Raw genomic sequence first — 17,302 nt, forward strand, 5'->3', positions numbered from 1 at the left:
AAACGCCGGGCAATGCCCGGCGTTTTTGTGTGTGCGATTCAGATCTTGGCGGCGCGACGCTGATGGCGCTCCATGTAGCGCTCGACGTAGGAGCACGACGGGATCACCGTGTAGCCCATTTCTTCGGCGTACTGCAGCGCGCTCTCGGTCAGCGCTGCAGCAATGCCACGGCCACGCAGGGCGTTGGGCACAAACGTGCGATAGATATCCAGGGTCTGTTTTCCCAGATCCATATAGGTCAGGTAGGCACGATGACCGTCCACATTGGTCTCGAACTGATGACCAGCCTGGTCATGGTGGATGGACAACGCCTCGCTCATCACTACTCCTCGCGGGTCTTGGATTCTGACCCCTACCTTACCGATGTTTTTCCGGCGAAGGAACATCTACGCCACCCCGTGCCTGATGGACACCGAGAAGAGCCACACCGATCTCGCGCAACCTGGCACCTGATAAATAGTAGGCACCATTGGCAAAAATGCTCAAGGTACGCTCGTCATCAAGCGGGTTGACGGGGGTTGCTCCGAGGGACGCAGAGGTGACTGGGGAGAAGATCTTCCCGGGCCACTCACCTGAACATTGCCGGATGTTGAGACTTAAGACGTGCAGCCTTTTTTAAAGTCACCTCAACATGCACAAAGATAAGCGAAGCAGCGCGCAAAATCGGAACAAAAGTGTGGACGAATTCATCTAGACAGACTTTAGCCAAGACTGCAAAAACAGCACGTGGCAACGGGAACTTTTTCTCATTAACTCGCTCAGCTCGGGGCTTGCAGCTGGGTATTTTTTAAACAGTGCAGTTAAAAGTTGCTCGAAAAAGAATCAACGCCTACAATTTTTTTTGCTTCTTGCCTTACGTCAGTTTACTTACTACAAGTAATGGGTAGTATGTACGCCGGCTATTTCCTCAATCGTGAGGAGACAGTCACTTAATTTGAAAGTCCTTGAAGGGGAACACGATGAACAACGTTCTGAAATTCTCTGCTCTGGCTCTGGCCGCAGTTCTGGCTACCGGTTGCAGCAGCGCATCGAAAGAAACCGAAGCACGTCTGACCGCTACTGAAGACGCAGCTGCTCGCTCCCAGGCTCGTGCAGACGAAGCTTACCGTAAAGCTGATGAAGCTCTGGCTGCTGCTCAAAAAGCACAACAGACTGCTGACGAAGCTAACGAGCGTGCTCTGCGCATGCTGGACAAAGCTAGCCGCAAGTAATAATCCCTCGGGATTGTTATCAAGCCGATCCGATGTCTGGGTCGGCTTTTTTGTGCCTGAAACTTTTGTCCGGGCAATAAAAAACCCGCCGACGCTTTACGCATTGGCGGGTTCTGAACGCCGACTTACTGCTGCAAATCGATCGGTGTGTTCGAGACCATCGGCGCCGAGGTACTCGGTGTACCGATTTCCGTCGGCAGGCCATCTTCGGCCGCAACTACATCCCGTACCACATCCCAGTTCACGCGCAGGTTGCTGGTGACGTCTTCACGCTTGAGCATCGCGTTGATCACTGCGGTGTGCTTGTCGACCACCGACGGGTTGCCCTTGTCGTCGATCGGCGTGTGCGCTTCCAGATAAACCTTGCCGCCACTGCTGCCGAACTTGTAGGCATCGTTGAGGATACGCACCGACGTGCCTACCGGGACCATGCTGGCCATTTCCAGCACGTTGTTGTTGAACATGCGGAAGCAGCCGTGGCTGGTGCGCATGCCGATACCGAATTTCTTGTTCGAGCCGTGGATCAGGTAGCCCGGGGTGCCTAAAGTGAACTTGAACGGGCCCAGCGGATTGTCCGGGCCGGCCGGCACTACGTTTGGCAGCGGGTCGCCATCAGCGGCGTGTTCCGCCTTGATCGACGCTGGAGGCGTCCAGGTCGGGTTTGGCGTCTTGGCAGTGATCGAAGTGTGCGCGATCGGCGAGCCCCAACCCTCACGACCAATACCCAGCGGGAACGTGTACACCACGTTGCGACCTTTCGGGAAATAGTAGAGGCGGTATTCGGCAAGGTTGATGACGATGCCTTCACGCGGACCCGGCGGCAGAATGAAACGGGTCGGCAAAACGATCTCGGTGCCGGCGCCCGGCAACCAGGCATCGACGCCCGGGTTGGCCGCGACCATTTCCGAGTAGCCCAGATCGTACTTCGTACCCAGATCGGCAAAGGTATCTTCGTACTTGGCTTTGATCACCTGCACCTGACCGATGATGTCTTCACCGGGTGGTGGCAGGGGAAACTCCAATGCAGCAACGGGACCGGCCACACACAGGGCGGCAAGTGACAGGCAGCGGGTGACGGCAGGAAAGCGCGGCAACATCCGGAAAATCCTTCGCATGATCAACAAGGGTATAAGAGCGCGATTGTACACCGCGCTTTGAATATTCGGGGAGATGACCCCATTGCAGGCGACAAGGTGTTCCAGGTGGGAGCGAGCTTGCTCGCGAAAGCGGTGGGTCAGTCGCCAAAAATGTTAACTGACATGGCTTCTTCGCGAGCAAGCTCGGCTCCCACAGAATCAGAGCTCGAAACGCAGCTCCGGCCAGATCGGCGACGTCCCGCGTTTTTGCGACTCCAGAATCGCCCGGCACAGCGAACACAGACGCTGATCCTGAAACACCCGGCGATCCACACTCGACCAGCGCGGCTGCGCCGGCAGCAGGCTGCCACAGAGGGTGCGATCGGCCGAGCCACCGAGTTCGAGTTGCCGCGTCACCAGATGCACCCGCACTTCCTGGCAGGCGAACAGATCCAGCTGCTCGTCAGGCTCGATCAGTTGGTAGGCAAACAGGGACCAGGCAGAACGCGACATCGGGGGCTCCAAATAAGGGGGCGCCACATTAGCCGAAAGCCTGCCCTTAGAAAAGCCTCATAACAGCGGTTTTAGCGTCGGCCAGACATTTTCCAGCAACTTGCCCTGAGCCCCGACTGCCGGGTGCAGACCATCGGCCTGCATCAGGTCCGGATGACCGCCCACGCCGTCGAGGAAAAACGGTACCAGCGGGATCTTTTTATCGTCGGCGAGTTTGCCGTAGACCTCGGCAAAAGCATCGGTGTAACGCTTGCCGTAGTTGGGTGGCAGTTGCATGCCGAGCAACAGCACCTTGGCCCCGCTCTGACGCGAGCTGTCGATCATCGAGGCAAGATTTTGTTGCAATTGAGTTGGCGGCATTCCGCGCAAGCCATCGTTGCCGCCCAGTTCAAGGATCACCAGCTCAGGCTTATGCTCTGCAAGCAGCGCCGGCAGCCGCGCCTGGCCTCCGGCACTGGTGTCGCCGCTGATGGAGGCATTGACCACTTTGTCGTCGAAACCCTCCTGTTTGAGCCGTTGTTCGAGCAACGACACCCACCCCAAGCGGGTATCCAGTCCGAAACCGGCGCTGATACTATCGCCAACGATCAGGACAGTACCCGCCGCTGCGTTCTGGGCCATGCACATCAAGGCCAGGCCAGCACTCAAAAACCACACACGCATCGGATTCTCCATGGGCGCAAGCATTCTCACCGCGAAGAACCTCAGCAAAGTGGTTCCCAGCGCGGAAGGTGAACTGACTATCCTGCACGAACTCAGCCTGGAACTGAACAAGGGCGATAGCCTGGCCATCGTCGGCGCGTCCGGTTCGGGCAAATCCACCCTCCTCGGCTTGCTCGCCGGTCTCGATCTGCCGAGCAGCGGCGAAGTCATTCTCGCCGGCCAGGGCCTGAGCAATCTTGATGAAGACCAACGCGCACGCATTCGTGCCGAGCATGTCGGTTTCGTCTTCCAGTCCTTTCAGTTGCTCGACAGCCTCAACGCACTGGAAAACGTCATGCTGCCGCTGGAACTTGATGGCCGCAAAGACGCCCGTGAACGTGCCACCGAATTACTCCAGCGTGTTGGCCTCGGCCAGCGCCTGACCCATTCACCGCGCCAGCTCTCCGGTGGTGAGCAACAACGGGTAGCCATTGCCCGTGCGTTTGCTGCCGAGCCTGACGTGCTGTTCGCCGACGAACCCACCGGCAATCTCGACAGCCATACCGGCGAGCGCATCAGCGACTTGCTCTTCGAATTGAACAAGGAACGCGGCACCACCCTGGTGCTGGTGACCCACGACGAACGCCTGGCCCATCGCTGCCGGCGCCTGATCCGTCTTGAAGCCGGGCTGTTGGTCGCCCCTCTGGAGCCTTGATGGCACGTTTGCCGCTGTTGCGTCTGTTCAGTCTCGCCATACGCCAGCTCATGCGCGATGCCCGCGCCGGGGAATTGCGCGTGTTGTTCTTTGCGCTGGTCGTGGCGGTGGCGGCGAGTACCGCCATCGGCTATTTCGGCGCCCGCCTGAACGGCGCGATGATGCTGCGCGCGACCGAATTTCTCGGCGCCGATCTGGTGCTCGAAGGCAGTTCGCCGGCCCGCGAGGAACAGATTCGCAGCGGCACCGAACTGCGTCTGAATCATGCGCAAGTGGTGGAGTTCTCCAGCGTCATCGCCACCGACAATGGCATTCAGTTGTCGAGCATCAAAGCCGTCGACCGCGCCTATCCGTTGCGCGGCGAACTGAAGAGCGCGCCAGCGCCTTTCGCCACCGAAGAAACCGGCGGTGAACCGCAACCCGGCGAAGCCTGGGTCGAGGCACGCTTGCTGACCGCACTGGATCTGAAGATCGGCGACAGCATCGATGTCGGCATGAAGACCTTGAAAATGACCCGTGTACTGACTTACGAACCGGATCGCGCCGGCAACTTCTACAGCCTGACGCCACGGGTGATGATCAACCTCGGCGACCTCGCCGCCACCGGCGTGGTGCAACCCGGCAGCCGCGTGAGTTACCGCGAACTGTGGCGCGGTGAACCGCAGGCGCTGGAAACCTATCGGCAACTGATCAAGCCTGGGCTCGCCGCGAATCAGCGGATTCAGGATGCCCGCGATGGCAACCGGCAGATTGGCGGCGCACTCGGTAAGGCCGAGCGTTATCTGAACATGGCCAGTCTGGTCGCGGTGTTGTTGGCCGGTGTTGCGGTGGCGTTGTCGGCTAACCGTTTTGCCAGTCGCCGCTTCGATGCCAGCGCCTTGCTACGCTGCCTCGGACTATCACGGCGGGAAACCATGGTGCTGTTCAGTTTGCAGTTGACCGTGCTTGGTTTGCTCGCCGCTCTTAGCGGTGCCCTGCTCGGCTGGTTGGCGCAACTGGGCCTGTTCGCACTGCTGCATGATTTGTTGCCAAGCGACGTGCCACCGGGCGGGCTGTTTCCAGCCATCGCCGGGATCGGCACCGGGCTGGTGGCGTTGGCCGGTTTCGCCTTGCCGCCGCTGGCCGCATTGGGTCGCGTGCCGCCGCTGCGTGTGCTGCGCCGGGACATGCTGCCGATCCCGTCGAGCACATGGGTGGTTTACGGCGCCGCCCTGGGTGCGCTCGGCCTGATCATGTGGCGCCTGAGTCTGGATCTGCTGCTGACATTCGCCCTGCTCGGCGGTGGCGTGGTCGCCGCGCTGGTGCTGGGCGGCCTGCTGCTGTTGCTGTTGCAGAGCCTGCGGCGGATGCTCGCCCGTGCTTCGCTGCCATGGCGCTTGGGCCTGGGCCAGTTGCTGCGCCATCCGTTGGCAGCGGCCGGTCAGTCGTTGGCGTTCGGCCTGATTCTGCTGTCGATGGCCTTGATCGCCCTGCTGCGCGGCGAACTGCTCGACACCTGGCAAAACCAGCTGCCGAAAAATGCGCCGAACTATTTTGCCCTGAACATTCTGCCGGCAGACAAACAGGCCTTCACCGATCACCTGATCAAAGTGTCCGCGCAAGCTGCGCCACTTTACCCAGTAGTGCCCGGCCGACTGATCAGCATCAACGGCGAAGCGGTGCAGCAAATCGTCAGCAAGGATTCGGCGGGCGACCGCGCTATTCAAAGAGATTTGAGTCTGACCTGGGCCGCTGATTTACCGGCGGGCAACAAGCTCACTTCGGGTGAATGGTGGAAGGATCAGCCAAGCGACGGTGTCCCCGGGGTATCGGTGGAAGGCAAAGTCGCCGAAAGCCTCAAGCTCAAACTCGGCGATCACATGGTGTTCAGTGTCGGTGGGGTCAATCGCGAGGCAAAGGTCACCAGCCTGCGCGAGATCAACTGGGACAACTTCCAGCCGAACTTCTTCATGATCTTCCAGCCCGGCACGTTGAAGGATCTGCCGGCGACTTACCTGACCAGCTTCTATCTGGCGCCAGGTCATGACCAGCAGATCGTCGAACTGTCACGCACGTTCCCGGCGGTGACCATTCTTCAGGTCGAAGCGCTGCTCGAGCAGCTGCGCAGCATCCTCGCCCAAGTCACCCTGGCGGTCGAATATGTGCTGTTGTTTGTTTTGGCTGCGGGCATGGCCGTACTGTTTTCCGGCTTGCAGTCGACGCTCGATGAACGTATTCGCCAAGGTGCGCTGTTGCGTGCCTTGGGTGCGGAGCGGCAGTTGCTGATCAAGGCGCGGCGCATCGAGTTCGGCTTGCTCGGTGCGGTCAGCGGTTTGCTTGCAGCCATCGGCTCGGAAGTGGTGAGTCTGGTGTTGTATCGCTACGCGTTCGATCTGCCGTGGCACCCTCATCCGTGGTTGTTGGTACTGCCATTGATTGGCGCGGCACTGATTGGGGGTGCCGGCGTGTTCGGTACGCGTCGGGCGCTCAACGCAAGTCCACTGACAGTGTTGCGTGAGGGTTGATAGACTCAAGCGGTCTTAATCACAAGAAGTTGCCATGAGCCGTTATCGCCCTCCACGCCCCGCCGGCACCGCGCTGATCACCCCCGAAGGTGAAGCGCGGATGCGCGCCGAATTTCATGAGTTGTGGCATGTGCGCCGCCCGCAGGTGACGCAATCGGTCAGCGAAGCGGCGGCTCAGGGTGATCGTTCGGAGAACGCCGAGTACACCTACGGCAAGAAAATGCTGCGCGAGATCGACAGTCGCGTGCGCTTTCTGACCAAACGTCTGGAAGCGTTGAAAGTCGTCAGTGAAAAACCCAGTGATCCGAACAAAGTCTACTTCGGCGCATGGGTGACCATCGAAGACGAAGACGGCAAGCAATCGCGCTACCGCATCGTCGGTCCGGATGAACTGGATCTGAAACTGGGCCTGATCAGCATCGACTCGCCACTGGCCCGCGCCTTGATCGGCAAGGCGCTGGATGCAGAAGTCAGGGTGCAGACGCCAACCGGTGAGCAGTTCGTTTACATCGTCGCCATCGACTATCCGTAAAGCGTATCAGCGACGAGTGATCAGGCCCTGCCGCGCAACGCGGACCAGTTGTTTGATCATCTCTGGCGCATCTTCGGCAGTCGGGGCCTGAATCACCGCGAGATCAAAACTGTCAGTGGCGAAACGCGCCAGCGACTCGCCGTCTTCAACGAACTGGATCAGGAACGCGGCAGGACCGCCGCTGCGACGTGGCCAGCCATCGAGATAACGCAACAGCGTCGGCTGATGTTTGCCGCCAAGGAGAATTTTCGGGTTGCGTTGAGTGATATGCGCAGTGATCGGCGCGGGACGTGCTGGAGGGCGTAGTGCATTCATCGTGTCGTGTCTCTGCCTCAAAAGTCTGCATGGCAGGTGAGAGGCAACACCGAACCAGCGCTTTAGCGGTATTTCGAAGCCCTGTTCCGGCTTCTGACGGCAACTGTTGAAGTCACCTGGCGCCCCGCAAGTAGCTGTTTAAATCGGCGCATGGGCAACATCCTAGAGAACGTGACCGATCAGTGTCAAGAATCAGCCGCAACAAAAAAGGCCCGCACAATGCGGGCCTATTCCTTGAGCCAGAGCGCTCAACCGGCGATGGCGCGATCCACCGAGAGCTTGCCCGCGCCTTCGATCAGCACGGCGAGGCTGCCACCGAGCAGGGCCAGGGCGAACTCGTAACCGTTGTTGGCCATAAACAAACCGTTGCTGATGTGTACGGTGAAGATCGCCACCAGCGACAGGAAGGTCAGACCCAATGCTGCCGGACGTACCAGCAGGCCGATGATCAACGCCAGGCCAGCGAAGAACTCAGTACCGCCCGCCAGCGTCGCCATCAGGTAACCTGGGTGCAGACCGATGCTGTCCATGTACTGCGCCGTCCCCGCCAGACCATAACCACCGAACAGACCGAAAAGCTTTTGCGAACCGTGCGCCGCGAAGATCACGCCGACAGCGATGCGCAGGATGGTCAGACCGTAGCCAGCGCGGGTGAACAGTACTTTGTTGATCAGAGAGCTCATGGGGCATTCCTTGTTTTGCGAGAAGTTGTGTGTGTTGGTTGGCCGCTATATTAATCAGTAAATTTCATGTTAAAAGCGCAAATATTCCGCCATAACAATCGACTTATTAGATCATTTCCGTGAGACGACTTTTTGCGCCCCGGGCTCCAACGACTCCCGCTCCCGGTCGAACGCCAAGTAATACTTGTTCACGCTATTAACATAGCTGACCGGCCCCATTCCTACCTGCTCCATGGCGATGCGCTCGACCTGGAAGAACCACTGATTTGGGTTTAACCCGCGCCGCCGGGCCTCAGCACGCATGCCCTGCACACGCTCGGGGCCGATGTTGTAGGCCGCCAGCGTAAACGCCATGCGCTCGCGCTCATTGAGCTTGGGGCTGTTGAAGAACTTGCGGCGGATCATCGCCAGATATTTGGCCCCAGCCTGCACATTCGCATCGAGATTCTGAATGTTGTTCACACCGACTCGCTGAGCGGCGGACGGCGTGATCTGCATCAGCCCGGTCGGGCCACTGCCGCTGCGGGCATTGGGTTGCAGGCGTGATTCCTTGAACGCCAGTGCGGCCAGATTGAGCCAGTCCATGTTCTGCGCCTGGGCGTGCTTTTGCAGGGTCGGGCGCAGTTTTTCCAGGCGCTGGCGGTCAGCCTTGGCCAATGGATAGTGGACTTGATAGAGACGGCGATAGATGCGCAGAAACGCGGCATCTTCGTTGGACGGTTTCTTGTAACCGCCGAGGAAGCGGTCAATGCTCGCGCGCAACATCGCAGCATCGCGGCGAACGAACCAATATTCCTCGCCCGGCTCGCTGATCATCAGTTGCCGATCAAAACGCAATTTCGGCAGGATCTTGCCCCAACGCTCGGCGATGGGTTGCTCGACGATGGTCAGGTGGAAAATGCCACCCTGAACCATCTCCAGCACATCTTCGACCGCCAGCGTCGGATCAACCCATTCGATCTTGATCGGCGCCAGTTTGTGCAACGCCAGTTTCTGATTGAGCTGACTGACCGCCTCCCCCGCCGCACTGCCGGTCGGCAACGCCAGGGTTTTGCCCGAGAGCTGCTCGACTTTGGTGTAGCGCCGCTCACCCTTGATCCCGACCAGCACCAGCGGTATGTGGCTGGCGATCGGTTCGCTGCTGGCCACGGCATAGCCAGATTGCAGATCGAGCAATTCACCCGGTGCGACCAGATCACCTTCGCCACGCTGCAAGGCGCCGAGCAATTGGTCCTTGGCTTTGGGAATGATCTTGAGGGTGATTTCCTGGCCATCACGGGCGTGGCCATTGAGGTATTGCTCGAACGCGCGCAGGCGATGGTATTCGACGCCGATGGCCTGGCCCTGGACTTCGCCGGAGCTGTTGCGACTCTGGTTGACCAGCACCCGCAACACACGGCTGCTGCGAATCTCCGACAAGTCCCGCACCTTGGCCGCCGGCACGGCTTGCAGTGGCCCGGGCAGGCGCGCGACCGCCGTCATCGGCAGCAGCAACGATCCACACAACAGCAGCAAAACCGAGGGACGAACCATCCACTCTCCGGAAAGAATACGGGGCAATTTCATCCCTGAAAGATCGAAATCACCGACGAAAACAGAGCGCTTGGAGCGCTGGCAAAGTGCGAGAGACTGGCACAGTAATGGCACTTCTGCCAAACCGGGCTGCGTCGCGGCATCAAAAGACAGCTATAACTCGTTGTAGTTCTTGGCTTTTCTTATGAATCTACAGCTCTGGTATGCTTTCCGGCCTTCGGCCCGAGGTAGCAACCATGCAACTCATCGATATCGGCGTCAACCTGACCAATCCCAGTTTCGCCGACAAACATCAGGCCGTGCTTGATCGCGCCTATGCCGCCGGGGTCTGCCAATTGGTGCTGACCGGCACCAGCGTCGAGGGCAGCGAACAGGCTCTGGAGCTGTGCCAGCAACTGGATGAGAGCGGTCAACGGCTGTTCGCCACCGCCGGTATTCACCCGCATTCGGCCAGTGACTGGAACGCAGACAGCTCCCGTCGTTTGCGTAGCCTGTTGCACGAAAAAAACGTAGTCGCCGTGGGTGAATGCGGGCTGGATTTCAACCGTGATTTCTCGCCGCGCCCACAGCAGGAAAAAGTCCTCGAAGAACACCTGGCGCTGGCCGTTGAACTGCAACTGCCGGTGTTCCTGCACGAGCGCGATGCCAGCCAGCGTTTGCTGGAAATCCTCAAAGGCTTCCGCGATCAACTGCCTGCCGCTGTGGTGCATTGCTTCACCGGCGAGCAAAAGGCGTTGTTCAGCTATCTCGACCTGGATCTGCACATCGGCATCACTGGCTGGATCTGCGACGAACGCCGTGGCACGCATTTGCATCCGCTGGTGAAAGAGATCCAACGCGGGCGCTTGATGCTGGAAAGTGACGCGCCTTATCTGCTGCCGCGCACCCTGCGCCCGAAACCGAAGAACGGGCGCAATGAACCGGCGTATCTGACTGAAGTGCTGCGTGAGGTGGCGTTGCACCGCGGCGAAACCGAGGAGGATCTGGCGGCACACACCACGGCGTGTGCCCGCGCGTTCTACAATCTCCCCGCCCTCTCCTGACACACTAGAATCCAATGTAGGAGTGAGCCTGCTCGCGATTGCGGTAGATCAGTTGAAATCGTTGTCGACTGGCACGCCGCCATCGCGAGCAGGCTCACTCCTACAAGGGCGGACCGCATCGTCTGTTGACTCACATCAAAATGTCTATATCTGCATAGCGGCACAATGCTGGCACCTTGCCAAAACTGTTTCCGCTATCAGAGAAGACCTCCATGGGTGCCTGGCTTAGCAATATCTCGCTGAAATACAAATTCTGGGCGGTCAATGCGGTCGCCTTCGTCACCACCCTGCTGCTGGTGCTGTACGCCGTGCAGCTCGAACAACAGGCGCGCAGTCACGCGTCTCAGGCCTCGGCGCAAGCCCTGGCGCAATTGCTCAAGGCCTGGCCGACCGGGCAGGCATTGCCGAAAACCGATCAGGTGCTGACCTTCAAGCGCGGCGAAGCACCGCGCCTGAATGATCAACCCTTGCTGGAAATCACTGAAAGCAACGGCTGGAACGAAATCAATCATCTGCCGCTGTTCGGCGAAAACCCGTTGATGGGCGCTGAGGTGTTCAGCCGTGCCGATGGCCAGCAGGTCGCGGTGCTTGCCTATGGCCCGAGTCTCAGTCAGGTGTTCAGCGAGCGTTTCGCCAACTATGCCGTGGCGGTGTTCATCCTGATGTTCGCCATGCTCTGTGCCTCGCAATTGCTGATCCGCTTCCTGCTCAGCCAGCTCAACACCTTGAAAGATGTGATGCTGCACGTTGAGAAAAGCGGCGATCTCTCGGCTCGTGTGCCATTGGCGGGCAAAGACGAAGTCGGGCAAATGGCCAACGCGTTCAACGCGATGCAGGCCGGTTACCAGCGCGTTGTGACGACCGTCGCCAACACCGCACGGCAACTGGATGTCGGCGCGGCGCGACTGGCATCGAGCATGAACGAAGTGCGCCACGGCATGCTTGGTCAACAGAGCGAAACCGATCAGGCGGCCACGGCGATCAACGAAATGACCGCCACGGTTTATCACATCGCCCAGCACGCCGGCGCCACCCGCGACTTGTCGCAGACCGCCGATGGCCTCGCTGGCAGCGGTCAGCAAGTGGTCGCGCGGGTGCAGCAGTCGATTGCCGGACTCTCCAGCGGAGTGCAGCAGACGGCCGAGATGATTCAACGGCTGGCCGAGGACAGTCAGAAGATCAACGGCGTGGTCAGCGTGATTCACAGCATTGCCGAGCAAACCAACCTGTTGGCACTGAACGCCGCCATCGAGGCCGCCCGCGCCGGTGAAATGGGTCGAGGGTTTGCCGTGGTCGCCGATGAGGTGCGTAACCTCGCCAAACGCGTGCAGACCTCGACCGACGAGATCACCACGATGGTCTCGGCCTTGCAGGCGGGCACCCGCGATGCGGTGGACTTCATGCAGGAGAGTTCGTACAAGGCCGACGACTGCGTGCAACAAGCGCAAGAGGCCGGCGCGGCGCTGGCGGAAATCACCGGGGCGGTGGCGCAGATGCGTGAAAGCAATACGCAGATTGCCGTGGCGGCGGAGCAGCAAAGCCAGGTTGCCGAAGAGATGAACCGGGCGGTGGTGAGTATTCGTGATGTGACCGAGAACACCGTGCAGCAGACGGTGGATTCGGCGACGACCAGTAATGAATTGGCGACGTTGGCTGGGGAACTCAACAAGGCTATAGGTCAGCTCAAGCTTTGAGGGACTCATCGCGAGCAGGCTCACTCCTACAGGGGAATGCATTCCAAATGTAGGAGCGAGCCTGCTCGCGATGGCGTCAGATCGGCCAACATCAATCACGGTCATTGCCGCTATCAACTCAATAGCCAACCTTGATTCGCCGCCCTCCTCGCCCGGGCCTATTCTTCAACCATGAGTTCAACATGGATCGAGGAGTAGAAAACATGGGCAAACGTCACCCCAACCTTCCCGCATGGCAATGGCGCGCGTACCCGGGCAATCATCAGCACCCGACCAATCTGGTGCTGCACCTGATCGCCGTGCCGTTGTTCATCGTCGCGTTTCTGCTGATAGTCTCCGGGGTGTTCAGCCTGAGCCTGGCCAGTGTGGCCATCGGCGTGATCGGCATCATCGCGGCGCTGGGTTTGCAGCGTCACGGCCACAGCCTGGAGGCGCAAGCCTCCGAGCCGTTCAGTGATCGTAAAGATGCGGTGTCGCGGTTACTGGTCGAGCAGTTCCTGACCTTTCCGCGTTTCTTTCTCAGTGGCGGCTGGTGGCGCGCCTGGCGTGAGCGCCACCGTCGGCATTGAGTCAGGCGAAGATCGTTACCGTCTGGCGACTCATCGCAATCAGCTCACCTTCTGCGCTCCACAGCTTGGCGGCGACATGGCCGTAGCCGTCGGCGGCGTACTCGATGTCGGCGAGGTATTGGCACCAATCCAGCGTGCTCAAGTCCCGTAACGGCTGAACGAATTCGATGGTCCAGGTCAGCGTGCTGCCCGGCGCAGGCTTCTTCAGATACGGCAACAGCGCCGGCGGCCATGCGTCCACCAGAGCCAACAGATGCGCCTCATTGACCGGCTCTTCTTTGACATCGCCACGCAACCGCACCCAGCCGCCCATCAGCCGCGATTGATTGCCGGTGAACGGCATTCCACCGACACTCCAGCGCATTGCCAGATGACGCATGAACTCCGGGGTCACGCCTTTGATGTAGGGCAATTCCTGGCATTCATCCCAGCGTTTCATTGCTGGCGCCGGATACGCTTCGACGGCAACCTCCGACGGCCGCGAGGCACCAAAACTGCCTTGAACGATGGTCACCACCTGGCCATTCTGCATCGCCCGGCCCATGACCTGACTGACGGCTTTGCCTTCGCGCAGCACTTCCACTTCGAAGCTCACCGGGACTTCAGGCTCAACCGGGCCGACGAAGGTAATTGCCAGCGAACGCACCGGGCGATCCGCCGGGACTTTCGCACGCATGGCTTGGTATTGCAGCGCGGCAACCAGGCCACCGAAACTGGCACGGCCCTGACCCCATTCGGCAGGAATCGTCAGTTCCGGTTGGCGGCGGACCGCATCGAGCAGATCGCTAAAGCGCATGGGGCAACCTCAGAAAACGAGAAAGGAATGCAGGGATCTTAACCAGACCTGCAGAGCGCCGCAGCGTCTATTCCGGTCAAATGGGCTGACAGAAAGGCCTTAAACCTATATCCGCCACATTGAAGATCCCTTGTAGGAGTGAGCCTGCTCGCGATAGCGGTCTGACAGCCAACACATGTGTTGAATGTCTGACCGCTATCGCGAGCAGGCTCACTCCTACAGGGAATTTGTGGTGATTCAGGATTATTTGAAACAGGCTGAACTGAGTTTTTCCAGCACGCGATCAGCCTTGGTTTCGGCTTTGATCATGGTCGCCTGCCAAGTGGCGACACAGGGCTGCAGATCCGCCTCCAGCTCGGCTTTCGCCAGCCACTGCCAGCAATCGTGCCAGTCGCCCAACGCGCCTTGGGCAGACTTCAACCGGCTCAGCGCTGCCTCGGGCAAGCGGTCCAGCTCGGGATAGGCTTCGATGCCGTAGCGCACGCGCTTGATTAGCAGGCGCAGGCGATGGCGGTCGTGAGCGGGATCGTGCAACGCCTCATCGAGTTTCTGCCATTGCTTGCCCAAGCGTTTTTCGATGCGTTTGGCCAAGCCCTTGAGCAAGCCCTGACGCTGAGAAGCGCGCAGGAAACGCGGGAAAGCGTCGAGAATCATCAGCAACGAAGCCACCTCGGCGCTCGCCGCCAGCGCCGGATAGGCCTCGGCCATTTGCGCCATGCGGCGTTGAGCAGCTTCAGGCTGATCATGCTGGAGCAAGTACGCCGCCAACACCTCGCGATCACGCCATGGCGTGGTCAATTGGCCGACTGCCGAAGCGGCGTCTTCCAGTTGTTCGACACCCGGTAAACCGCGCAATGGCCGCAACAGGCTGCGCAAGCGCCGCACCGTGGTGCGCAGATCATGCAGCGCCTCGGGGTCGGTACGTGCCGTCAATCGCGCCTGACAGGCCAGCAGCCGCACCTCCAGACTCAGGACATGAGCCACCAACCGATCAACCAACGCAGACATCACTTGCTCCTGATTCAAATGGCTCTGACGATCATTCTGCTGCACAGCGAACGCAGCGTCCTTGCTTCACGTCAGCAGCTTAGCGGCCGGCGCGGGATTCGCGAATGTAGAAACGCGCCTTCTCAGCCTTCTTGCTGCAACCTTCAAAGCCTTCGAATTGTTGCTGGGTCTTGGCGGCGGTCAGCAGCGACAACGCTTTGGAGTAGCTGACGGTGCCGGCAAAGCCTTCAGCCTTGGCCAGATCCAGTTCATGCCAGGCCGCGTCGAGCTGGCTGCCGCAGCTGTCGCGGTAAGCGGTTTTACCGGCGCAACCGGCCAATACCAGAGCCATCAACGGCACACAGATCCAGGCTTTCATCACTCACACCTCAAAATAGGTCAACAGTCGTGCAGGTAAGACGGCTTGGCTGCGAAAAAGTGCCTCGCCGGCGGGTGAAACCGCGCAACTGAGAAGGATAGCGCCGAAGGGTCATGCAGTATCGAAAAAACGACGTCACTGGCGCACTCAACGACCTCGGCGATTGAGCCAGCCCGGCGATGGGTGCATTGTGCAACCTTGTCGGGAGGAAGTTTGATGAAAAAGCGTGTCGCACTGGTGCTGGGCTCCGGTGGCGCCCGGGGTTATGCCCATATCGGAGTCATTGAAGAGATCGAACGACGCGGTTACGACATCGCCTGCATTGCCGGGTGTTCGATGGGCGCGGTAGTCGGCGGAATCTACGCCGCCGGCAAACTCGACGTTTACAAAAACTGGATCGAAAGTCTCGACTATCTGGATGTGCTGCGGCTGGTCGACGTGAGTTTCCGCCTCGGTGCGATTCGCGGCGAAAAGGTCTTCGGGCAGATCCGCAAGATCGTCGGCGAAATCAACATCGAAGACTTGCGCATCCCCTACACCGCCGTCGCCGCCGACCTCACCAATCAGCAGGAGATCTGGTTTCAGGAAGGCTGCCTGCATCAGGCGATGCGCGCCTCGGCGGCGATTCCCAGCCTGTTCACGCCGGTGATGCAAGGCAATCGCATGCTGGTCGACGGCGGCATTCTCAACCCGTTGCCGATCGTGCCGGTGGTGTCGAGCCACTGCGATCTGATCATTGCGGTCAATCTCAACTCGACCAATCAGCGTCACTACAAATTGCCGGTGATCCAGCGCCCGGCCGCATTTCGCTCACGCTTTGACAGCCTGATCAGTTCGCTGGGATCGAAGATGCCGTTCCGCCGTACACAGGCCGAGCAACTGTTGCGGCTCGAACAGGAAGCGCTGCGCGCCGAAGCGGCAGACATCAATCCCTGGCTGGAAGGCTCCGAGCCGGAAAGCCAGCAACCCGCCGCCGCGCCCGAGCGTGAAGGCGCACCGAAATCGGCGACCGGTTCGTTCATCATCGATAACGTCGGGCCGGCGTCGTTGCTGGATTTGATCAATCAGAGTTTCGAGGTGATGCAGACCTCGCTGGCGCAATACAAGATCGCCGGGTATCCGCCGGATATCCTGATCAACGTGCCGAAGCGGGTGTGCCGGTTTTTCGAATTTTACAAAGCGCCGGAGTTGATCGCGTTGGGGCGGGAGATTGCGCGGGATACGCTGGATCGGTATGAGAGTGAGCAGGGGTGATCGGCTGAAAAATCTCGATTGAATGCAATGCCCTCATCGCGAGCAGGCTCACTCCTACAAGGGGAATGCATTCCAAATGTAGGAGTGAGCCTGCTCGCGATGAGGCCAGAAAAGACAACACAACTCCCTACAGGCTGTTCTCACTCAACAGTCGATAGCCAACCCCGGCTTCGGTGACAATAAACCGCGGCCGCGTCGGATCATCCGCCAGCTTCTGGCGCAAATGCCCCACCACAATCCGCAGATAATGACTGTCCTCGGTGTGCGTCGGTCCCCAGATATCCTTGAGCAATTGCTGCTGGGTAATCACTCGCCCCGGATGCCGCGCCAGTTGCGCCAGCACCGCGTATTCCTTGCGCGTCAGCGCCACTTCGACACCGTCGAGCAGCACGCGCCGATAGGCCAGATCAACCGTCAACGGACCAAAGCTCAGCGCCGCCTGCTGCGCCTCCCCCGCCGGCGCCTGACGCAACAAGGCGCGAACCCGCGCGAGAAATTCCTGAATGCCGAACGGCTTGGTCACGTAGTCATTGGCGCCGCCATCCAGCGCCTGGACTTTCTGCCCTTCGCTGGCGCGCACCGACAGCACCAGCACCGGCGCCGTGGCCCACTCGCGAAACTCGCGCAGCACTTGCTGGCCGTCCATGTCCGGCAGGCCTAAATCGAGCACCAGCAAGTCCGGCTTGTTCAGCGCGGCCTGCGCCAACCCTTCGGCACCGGTGCCAGCCTCGAGCACTTTGTAGCCTTGGGAAGCGAGGCTGATGCGCAGGAACTTGCGGATCTGCGGTTCGTCGTCGATGACCAAAATGGTCGCGGTCTGGCTCATGAATTCACATCAACACAAATGATTGGCAAG

At 59.7% G+C, this 17,302-nt stretch carries 19 protein-coding genes; 8 read left to right on the top strand and 11 right to left on the bottom strand.

Annotated features, from left to right (window positions below):
• Positions 1-38 precede the first annotated feature (38 nt).
• Positions 39-320, bottom strand: coding sequence for a GNAT family N-acetyltransferase (locus VY732_RS21040; protein ID WP_003226804.1), 282 nt, complete (start codon positions 318-320; stop codon positions 39-41).
• A gap of 639 nt (positions 321-959) precedes the next feature.
• On the opposite strand from VY732_RS21040, the gene oprI reads away from it, so the two are divergent.
• On the top strand, positions 960-1,211 hold the full coding sequence (gene oprI, locus VY732_RS21045; protein WP_003199355.1) for an outer membrane lipoprotei OprI: 252 nt from the start codon (positions 960-962) through the stop codon (positions 1,209-1,211).
• A 125-nt stretch (positions 1,212-1,336) separates the two neighbouring features.
• Here the strand turns inward: oprI and VY732_RS21050 are convergent, their stop codons facing one another.
• The 3 genes from VY732_RS21050 to VY732_RS21060 form a co-directional block, all read right to left on the bottom strand.
• A complete protein-coding gene (locus VY732_RS21050; RefSeq protein WP_116030523.1) occupies positions 1,337-2,308 on the bottom strand; it encodes a L,D-transpeptidase family protein in 972 nt (323 codons plus the stop codon).
• 198 nt (positions 2,309-2,506) lie between these two features.
• Complete coding sequence (locus VY732_RS21055) at positions 2,507-2,800, bottom strand: hypothetical protein (protein WP_007908575.1); 294 nt, start codon at positions 2,798-2,800, stop codon at positions 2,507-2,509.
• 57 nt (positions 2,801-2,857) lie between these two features.
• Positions 2,858-3,463, bottom strand: coding sequence for an arylesterase (locus VY732_RS21060; RefSeq protein ID WP_034155253.1), 606 nt, complete (start codon positions 3,461-3,463; stop codon positions 2,858-2,860).
• Between the two features lie 10 nt (positions 3,464-3,473).
• Here VY732_RS21060 and VY732_RS21065 point away from each other — a divergent pair, with 10 nt between their 5' ends.
• Genes VY732_RS21065 through greB form a run of 3 tightly spaced genes read left to right on the top strand, consistent with a single transcriptional unit; the run spans position 3,474 to position 7,193 of the window.
• Positions 3,474-4,157: an ABC transporter ATP-binding protein gene (locus VY732_RS21065; protein ID WP_007908572.1), complete on the top strand. Its 684-nt coding sequence runs from the start codon at positions 3,474-3,476 to the stop codon at positions 4,155-4,157.
• Entirely contained in the window at positions 4,157-6,661 is a 2,505-nt protein-coding gene (locus tag VY732_RS21070; protein WP_331691664.1) for an ABC transporter permease, read from the top strand. Before VY732_RS21065 ends, VY732_RS21070 begins: the two co-directional genes overlap by 1 nt.
• Positions 6,662-6,695: 34 nt before the next feature.
• Complete coding sequence (gene greB, locus VY732_RS21075; RefSeq protein WP_016985509.1) at positions 6,696-7,193, top strand: transcription elongation factor GreB; 498 nt, start codon at positions 6,696-6,698, stop codon at positions 7,191-7,193.
• 6 nt (positions 7,194-7,199) lie between these two features.
• Here greB and VY732_RS21080 read toward each other — a convergent pair whose 3' ends face one another.
• The 3 genes from VY732_RS21080 to VY732_RS21090 form a co-directional block, all read right to left on the bottom strand.
• Positions 7,200-7,508 carry a hypothetical protein gene (locus VY732_RS21080; protein ID WP_077573983.1) on the bottom strand — a complete coding sequence of 103 codons (309 nt, stop codon included), beginning with the start codon at positions 7,506-7,508 and terminating at the stop codon, positions 7,200-7,202.
• 248 nt (positions 7,509-7,756) lie between these two features.
• A complete protein-coding gene (locus tag VY732_RS21085; protein WP_007908568.1) occupies positions 7,757-8,191 on the bottom strand; it encodes a DoxX family protein in 435 nt (144 codons plus the stop codon).
• A gap of 111 nt (positions 8,192-8,302) precedes the next feature.
• Positions 8,303-9,724, bottom strand: a complete 1,422-nt coding sequence (locus VY732_RS21090) for a transglycosylase SLT domain-containing protein (RefSeq protein ID WP_123595258.1) — start codon at positions 9,722-9,724, stop codon at positions 8,303-8,305.
• Between the two features lie 236 nt (positions 9,725-9,960).
• On the opposite strand from VY732_RS21090, the gene VY732_RS21095 reads away from it, so the two are divergent.
• From VY732_RS21095 to VY732_RS21105, 3 genes are all read left to right on the top strand, one after another.
• A complete protein-coding gene (locus tag VY732_RS21095) occupies positions 9,961-10,767 on the top strand; it encodes a TatD family hydrolase (RefSeq protein ID WP_123595256.1) in 807 nt (268 codons plus the stop codon).
• A 212-nt stretch (positions 10,768-10,979) separates the two neighbouring features.
• Positions 10,980-12,461, top strand: coding sequence for a methyl-accepting chemotaxis protein (locus tag VY732_RS21100; protein ID WP_331691665.1), 1,482 nt, complete (start codon positions 10,980-10,982; stop codon positions 12,459-12,461).
• 203 nt (positions 12,462-12,664) lie between these two features.
• A complete protein-coding gene (locus VY732_RS21105; protein WP_034155260.1) occupies positions 12,665-13,030 on the top strand; it encodes a terminase in 366 nt (121 codons plus the stop codon).
• A gap of 1 nt (position 13,031) precedes the next feature.
• On the opposite strand, the gene VY732_RS21110 is transcribed toward VY732_RS21105, so the two are convergent.
• The 3 genes from VY732_RS21110 to VY732_RS21120 all read right to left on the bottom strand — a co-directional run bounded on the left by VY732_RS21110 (position 13,032) and on the right by VY732_RS21120 (position 15,192).
• Positions 13,032-13,826: an acyl-CoA thioesterase gene (locus tag VY732_RS21110; RefSeq protein ID WP_331691666.1), complete on the bottom strand. Its 795-nt coding sequence runs from the start codon at positions 13,824-13,826 to the stop codon at positions 13,032-13,034.
• Positions 13,827-14,069: 243 nt separating this feature from the next.
• Complete coding sequence (locus tag VY732_RS21115) at positions 14,070-14,834, bottom strand: CHAD domain-containing protein (protein WP_331691667.1); 765 nt, start codon at positions 14,832-14,834, stop codon at positions 14,070-14,072.
• Positions 14,835-14,913: 79 nt separating this feature from the next.
• Positions 14,914-15,192 (bottom strand): hypothetical protein, encoded by a 279-nt coding sequence (locus VY732_RS21120; protein ID WP_016770894.1) that lies wholly within the window; start codon positions 15,190-15,192, stop codon positions 14,914-14,916.
• Positions 15,193-15,408: 216 nt separating this feature from the next.
• Between VY732_RS21120 and VY732_RS21125 the strand changes: the two genes are divergently transcribed.
• The gene (locus VY732_RS21125; RefSeq protein WP_331691669.1) at positions 15,409-16,446 is read left to right on the top strand and encodes a patatin-like phospholipase family protein; all 1,038 of its coding nucleotides are present in this window, start codon (positions 15,409-15,411) and stop codon (positions 16,444-16,446) included.
• Positions 16,447-16,573: 127 nt separating this feature from the next.
• On the opposite strand, the gene VY732_RS21130 is transcribed toward VY732_RS21125, so the two are convergent.
• On the bottom strand, positions 16,574-17,272 hold the full coding sequence (locus VY732_RS21130; RefSeq protein ID WP_110720402.1) for a response regulator: 699 nt from the start codon (positions 17,270-17,272) through the stop codon (positions 16,574-16,576).
• Positions 17,273-17,302 lie beyond the last annotated feature (30 nt).

The organism is Pseudomonas sp. ZY71, from assembly GCF_036542145.1.
Taxonomy (GTDB): domain Bacteria; phylum Pseudomonadota; class Gammaproteobacteria; order Pseudomonadales; family Pseudomonadaceae; genus Aquipseudomonas; species Aquipseudomonas koreensis_A.